The organism is uncultured Nostoc sp., from assembly GCF_937863485.1.
GTDB lineage: Bacteria > Cyanobacteriota > Cyanobacteriia > Cyanobacteriales > Nostocaceae > Nostoc.
In genome coordinates this window covers 1-5,779 of record NZ_CALMFY010000190.1, presented here as the reverse complement: position 1 = coordinate 5,779, position 5,779 = coordinate 1, and the positions used below count along the sequence as shown (strand labels likewise).

Below are 5,779 nucleotides of genomic sequence, written 5' to 3'. Positions count from 1 at the left end.
AAACAAGCTATATACGTCCCAGGTTGCAGCACCTCACAAAATCGCGTTGCTCCCAATGTTTTGCTGTCTTGGTACCGAGGGGCTTGTAAAAAGTTGCGTTTAAATCCCCAGCCCCAGATACTAGGATTTGTACCTACTAAGTATGACAGTGGCGAAGCAGCGCAAAGGGATTTGCTCGGTCAGTTACCAGAAATGCTTTCACCTTTGAAAATAAAATGTTATCCGCACGTCCGCTACTCTTGCGAATTCAGTAATGCTTCTGGAAAAGGCATCCCTTTGCATTTGCATCGCTCAACACATAAAGCTATCAAGGATCTTCATCCTATCTGCCAAGAATTATCAGCTATATTGCAGGAGGATAAGGATGACAACCAAAGGACAAAATAAGAGTTATGACTATTTCTCTGCTAATGCACAAGTAGCAGAATTTGAAGAACAATTACTTCAATCGCAACAGCGTATTGCTGAACTAGAATCACTAAATGCTCAATTACAAGCACTCTTCAGAAGTGAGAGCATTGACGATCCGACTGCTAAATTCGCTGTACCAATTGATAAAATTGTTTGCAATCCTGAACAAGTACGCCGTTATTTCGATATAGATAAACTTGCTACGTTAACTGCTTCTATTAAAGAAGTGGGAGTGCAATCACCATTATGGTTGCGTCTTGAGCGGGACGGGAAGTATTTATTGATTGCGGGTGAGCGTCGCTATCGTGCAGCACTAAATGCAGGCTTAATGGAAGTTCCTGCTCTGATATTAAACGTTGATGACGCTTCAGCTCTAAAGCTATCCTTATTGGAAAATTTACAACGAGAAGATTTAAATCCAATAGAGGAAACAGAAGGAATACTAAATTTACTTTCCTGGCAAATGGATTGTACTGTCAAAGAAGTAATTGCTTTATTGAACAGGAAAGCACATTTAGATAAAAAGAAAGTTGAGTGGTCAGATGAAAACACGGAAAATGTTTTCCGTAAGCAGTGGGAAATTGTAGAGAGTGTCTTTATGACGGTAGGTAAGCTATCACCAGAAAGCTTTCGCGTCAGTCGGCTACCTCTACTGAATATGCCAATTGACGTAATAGAAGTACTACGTTCTGGGCAAATAGAATACACTAAAGCTAGAGCGATCGCCACACTGAAAGACAAAGCTAAGAGAGCTAGTTTGTTGAAAAAAGCGATTGCTGAGAAATTATCTTTAGCAGATATTCGTAATTGGATCAAAGAGACGAAGGATCAGGAACCTCCTTCTTTGAAGAGAGAATTTCAAGACATATCTCAGAAAATATTAAAGTCTTCACAGTGGTCAGATCCCAAAAAAGCTAAGAAGATTGCAAGTCTTTTAGAACAACTAGAATCATTGTTAGCGGATTAACAAAAAATTGGAAACTACTACTTCGGCAAGTCCACTGAAATCAAGATGTCCATGAAATCTACTCAACGTCCGTCAAAAACACCATTACCACAACCCGAATCCAACGTTCAAAGCCCAAAACTTGACCTTGTTGCTTATAAACCAGTAGAAAAACAGCAGCCAACCTCTCAGCCTGACATTACTCATTAGATTAACAACGGGTCAGGTGGTTTCAACAACAGCGATTCCTTCTCCTTGGCAGCAATGATGGCACACTCCCTCTTCAAGAGTGATTGGTGAAAGATATTTACAACTGATAATGCAAAAGCTGAGATTTTTACCCTCAATAATAACTGCACTAACGGCACTGACATTAACTAGTTGCAGTACTATTACTGCTGAACAGTATGAAGCTACCGCACTCACCAGTTACACCTGGCAAGTTAATTATGCGAATAACCTAACTAGTCAACCACAACCACGCATTGAAACTTTTGCGAATACTTCAGTGTTGAATCGAAATGGATTGAAACCGGCAGGAGCAGTTGTTGGCCCAGATGACAGAGGGTTATGGTGGCCTACTTTACCGCCGCGACCAAGTGTTGATGAAGTTGAACAACGTAAAAGACCCCAAGAAGAGGTAGGTAAACCTGAATTGGTGAAGAATGTAAAGTACAAATTGACCTATGGAGTGGGTAATTCTCACTACTACACTGCCTACTAATTATGATGTTTATCGACAAGTAGTAAAAGCTTACCCCCAAAGAACTCCTTTGGAATTGACTCTGGGTGTGAATGATAATTCAGTTGAGAAAGCTGAACCTGTAAGCAAGTAGTAACCCGCTCATTACGTAGTCAGCAAGAAGGGTGCGGGGGGTAGGGTGTAGGAGCAATACTATTCGCTTTGTACATTTTGAGCGTCAGAATTTAGTTTTGGGAAAAGGTTAAAGGGGAAGGGTTAAAGGTTTTTTCTTTCCCTTTTCCCCTTACCCAAAAAGTATTGGGTGTAGGAGAGACGGCATTGGTCGGGGCTTGAAACCCAGACCAATGAATCGTGAGTCAAAAACAGGGCTTGTAACGAAGAGGGTTGTTGGGGCTTTCTCTCTGACTCCACCCGACACCCTATACCCCGCCCAACGGGGCTTGGTCAGCAAGAAGTTAGAGATCAAGACTGAATTGCTTTTCAACTACCAGTGTTGAACTTACAAGTCCTCCCGACAATCTCAAGTCTTGCAATCTCTTGAAAAGTGACCAATTTATTGTAAGTAAATTCCAAGTGGATCAGGGTAGAGCTACATCTTGCGGGAAAGTAAATTGGTAATAAAAAGAATAAATCAAAGAGTCAACGATGATCTAATTTAATTTCTGCTGCATGATAAAAAGATTTCAAAAATTTCTATTGGGGGCTATATAGGGGCTATATATACCCCAACAATAGTTCAAGACTTTGGTGAGATTTTGACCCCTATATAGGGTGCATATAGGTGCTAAATGGGGTACATTAGACTAGTTGACATTTTGTACCCCATTTAGCCCCCAAGGGGTTATGATAAGCTCTTGAGATTAGGAAAAAAGGGGAAGTTATTTTATTCTTCTTTCTCTTGCCCTTGCAGATCACTTGAACAGATAATTTTCACTTTCTTAAAGTGTATTACCTTGAAGCAGATGTCAAACATTCACACGTTACAAAAAATTTTTCCTGCGGGTTTCGATAACGGTTACGGAAGTCTCAAACTTTTAGTCGATGGCTTTGAAGTAGTTCGTGTCCCCAGCTATATAACCAATGCCGAGATGGAAGATGTTCCAGGACGGGTAGTTTTTAACGGTAGTGCTTACACAGTTGGAGAATCAGCTTACCGAACAGGAAATTATTTTGACCGCAATACCGATAATAATGAAAACAAAGTCAACAACGCATTATTGACTTTATTGGGTGCATTGGCACATCTACCACACCGTAAGGCTTGGCACTTAAAATTAGTCGTCAGTTTACATGATGTTGCTCTGGCCGAAGAATTGCAAAAAGTACTCAATGGAGAATATCAGCCAATACTTGCTGGCAAACAATCAGACGTAAAAGTAGAAGTCATCAAAGTTGTACTAGAGGGTATGGGTGCATTATTTGGGCATCCACTACCAAAAAAATTAACCATTTTAGACTTTGGTAATGGAACAACCCTATATTCTCGTTACAACCGGGGTCAACGAGAAGTTCACACTGCCTACCCCATCGGTGTAGAAGTTCTCATCGATGATATCTCCCAAAAGATGAAACATCTAAATGGCGGAAAAATCGGGGATGCTTCCAAAATCCGATTTTGTCTGGAAATGGGGCATACCAGGTACAGCCGTGACATCGATATCAAAGATATATACACCGCTTGTTTAAAAGATTGGTATGAAAAATACTTGAAGAAAGTGGTGAATCTGACACTTGATGCCAAGCACCAAGGGGATGAAATCTGGGCGATTGGTGGAGGCTGCCTTTTACCAGGATTTAAGAAGCTGTTGGAGAAAAACGGCTTTAAAATCTTGGACAATCCAGTAGAAGCCAATGTCTTTGGGCTTTTAGAGATGGCAAAAACTATTTTTGCCAAGAACCCAACTACTACATCTTTTAAGTGAAGTTACAACAATGGTAGATAAAAAAGACTTAGCACCGGAAAAAGTTCGCCTTAAAGATAATTACCGAGAGCGCATATTTGCAGAATCGCAAAAACTAGATAAAAGTTACCTGGAGACGCTTTACTTTATAGTTGATTGCTATTTTGTTTTCATTAAAGCTGGATTACCTGCACAACCAGTAGCAAACACACCGATTAACATAGAGTCGAACAAACTCCCGTCAATGGCTCCAACTCCTTTTCCTCTGGAGAAGGAAGAGGATTCTTCAGGGGAAACATTCAGTCTTGATTTTGATTTGTAACGAGGATCTATTGGCACAAGAATGCAATAGTTTTGACACCGTAGCTCCAAAGGTTTATTGTATAATTCAATGCAACTTCTTACATTTTGAGTTTAACCCTTTGCCAAGTATGTCAGTTCATCTGATTTTCTCAAAATGCTATTAACAATATGATATTAGAATTATGTATAACTGAAATTGAGCGGCTTCAGCAGTTAGCATTGAAGAGAAAAAAGGTGATAAAACGTCATCGCAGATAAGGAGGTTTGTGCCATAGTTACTTTTACGAATGGCACGCTTGTTAAGCGTAAATTCCTGGTATTCCTGGATGAGAGGGTGTGGGGTTGCAGGTTCAGGTGTAGGGAATTAAAAAGATGTTGAACTACTTGACGCACTCGCATTCAATTGTCTGGAACACACGAAGCTGCAACCCTACCCTCTACACCCTGCCCTCACGAGGTTTCACCTTTTCTTAGCGCCATTCGTTACTTTTACATTGAATTTTGGATTTTAAATAGTCCCCAGTCCGCGGCTATAGCAGTTTAGCAAGCTGCCGCATATCGTTGAAAACTATCTTAGCTCCTGCCTCAGCCAGAGCAGTGCGATCGCTCTGATGGGCATAGCCAAAAACTGTCATTCCTGCCGCGTATGCTGCTTGTACACCTGTTACAGAGTCTTCAATTACAGCACAATCTTCTGGATTGCTGTTCATTTGCTCGGCTGCATAGAGATACACATCAGGAAAAGGTTTGGGGCGTGAAACATCATTAGCACTATATAACTTCCCATCAAATTTATCCAGAAGCCCCGTTAATTTCAATACCATTTGAATATGGCGGTGGCTACTATTTGATGCCACACATTTGGGTAATGTAATTTGCTCCAATATTTCAGTAATTCCTGAAACTGGCTGTAATTCTTGCTGCAAGGGAGCAATTTCTCGTTCCTTGCAAAGTTCGACAAAGTTTTTGGGCAATGGTTTCTTGTAAGATGCTTCGATAATCTCTAAACAGGTTTTTAGAGACTTGCCGATAAATTTTTGAGTTACTTCTGCATAAGTGATAGGAAAACCAGCTTCCGTGAGCGTTTCTGCAAAAATACGATTGATGATTGGTTCACTATCAACCAAGACTCCATCACAATCAAAAATTACAAGCTTGAACCGATTTTTGACCATGTTTTTGCCTCAAATAATTAGAATAGAGGAGTTAGCGTGATGATTTACCAAAGATGGCTACCGAATAAGAGATGGACTTGTTTGACCAACATCTAAAGAAAATAGAAGAAACCCAAGCACCACTGGCAGCGCGGATGCGTCCACGAACCTTGGATGAATTTGTTGGTCAAGATCATATTATTGGTCTAGGCAGGCTTTTACGACGCGCCATTAGTTTAGACCAGTTATCCTCAGTGATTTTTTGTGGCCCGCCAGGGACAGGAAAAACAACACTGGCACGTGTGATAGCGAATACAACTCGCGCTCATTTTATTGCCATCAATGCGGTGCTATCAGGAGT

General features: G+C 40.7%; 6 protein-coding genes and 2 pseudogenes. 7 read left to right on the top strand and 1 reads right to left on the bottom strand.

The window, feature by feature from the left end; all coding sequences use genetic code 11:
• The 6 genes and pseudogenes from Q0541_RS25715 to Q0541_RS25690 form a co-directional block, all read left to right on the top strand.
• A pseudogene (locus Q0541_RS25715) lies at window positions 1-387 on the top strand (hypothetical protein); the annotation flags it as partial.
• Complete coding sequence (locus tag Q0541_RS25710; protein ID WP_298917517.1) at window positions 365-1,378, top strand: ParB/RepB/Spo0J family partition protein; 1,014 nt, start codon at window positions 365-367, stop codon at window positions 1,376-1,378. The pseudogene Q0541_RS25715 and the gene Q0541_RS25710, both read left to right, overlap by 23 nt.
• Before the next feature lie 51 nt (window positions 1,379-1,429).
• Window positions 1,430-1,567 carry a hypothetical protein gene (locus Q0541_RS25705; protein ID WP_298917514.1) on the top strand — a complete coding sequence of 46 codons (138 nt, stop codon included), beginning with the start codon at window positions 1,430-1,432 and terminating at the stop codon, window positions 1,565-1,567.
• A 109-nt stretch (window positions 1,568-1,676) separates the two neighbouring features.
• Window positions 1,677-2,193, top strand: a pseudogene (locus tag Q0541_RS25700) (hypothetical protein).
• Between the two features lie 829 nt (window positions 2,194-3,022).
• Window positions 3,023-3,982, top strand: coding sequence for a ParM/StbA family protein (locus tag Q0541_RS25695; RefSeq protein WP_298917511.1), 960 nt, complete (start codon window positions 3,023-3,025; stop codon window positions 3,980-3,982).
• 10 nt (window positions 3,983-3,992) lie between these two features.
• A complete protein-coding gene (locus tag Q0541_RS25690) occupies window positions 3,993-4,283 on the top strand; it encodes a hypothetical protein (RefSeq protein WP_298912368.1) in 291 nt (96 codons plus the stop codon).
• Window positions 4,284-4,794: 511 nt separating this feature from the next.
• Here the strand turns inward: Q0541_RS25690 and Q0541_RS25685 are convergent.
• Complete coding sequence (locus Q0541_RS25685) at window positions 4,795-5,439, bottom strand: HAD family hydrolase (protein ID WP_298917506.1); 645 nt, start codon at window positions 5,437-5,439, stop codon at window positions 4,795-4,797.
• Between the two features lie 71 nt (window positions 5,440-5,510).
• Here Q0541_RS25685 and Q0541_RS25680 point away from each other — a divergent pair.
• Window positions 5,511-5,779 (top strand): AAA family ATPase (locus tag Q0541_RS25680; RefSeq protein WP_298917504.1); only part of this gene is annotated, 269 nt, incomplete at its 3' end.